The sequence below is a fragment of the Chromobacterium sp. IRSSSOUMB001 genome, assembly GCF_023507765.1.
GTDB classification, from domain to species: domain Bacteria; phylum Pseudomonadota; class Gammaproteobacteria; order Burkholderiales; family Chromobacteriaceae; genus Chromobacterium; species Chromobacterium haemolyticum.
Window position 1 is genome coordinate 1 of sequence record NZ_JALCYU010000064.1, and the last position, 369, is coordinate 369.

Annotated in this window: 1 pseudogene; it reads left to right on the top strand. The window is 57.5% G+C overall.

The features are described 5' to 3' along the window. A pseudogene (locus MOV80_RS23325) lies at positions 1-369 on the top strand (IS5 family transposase); the annotation flags it as partial.

Sequence of the window (369 nt, forward strand, 5' to 3'; positions counted from 1 at the left end):
AGAACAAGCCCCCGTCGAGTGGACTTGTATGAAGTATTTTGTGCCGTGCTGTACCTGCTCCGAAGCGGCTGCCAATGGCGAATGCTTCCTGAAGCGTTTCCCAAATGGCGTACCGTCCATTCGTACTTCACCATGTGGAGTGAGCCGCGTGAAGGGGGCAGCCTGCTGGAGCAGGCGCTAAAAAAATCAGGTTGGCGCGGCCCGAGAGAAACTGGGGCGGAGCGCTTGCAGCAGGTTCTTGATCGTGGACGCGCAGAGCGTGAAGAACACTGATACCGCAGGATTAAAAGGCTACGACGCAGGTAAGAAGGTCTCGGGTATCAAGCGCCATATTGTGGTGGACACGCAGGGCCTGCCACATGCGGTGGC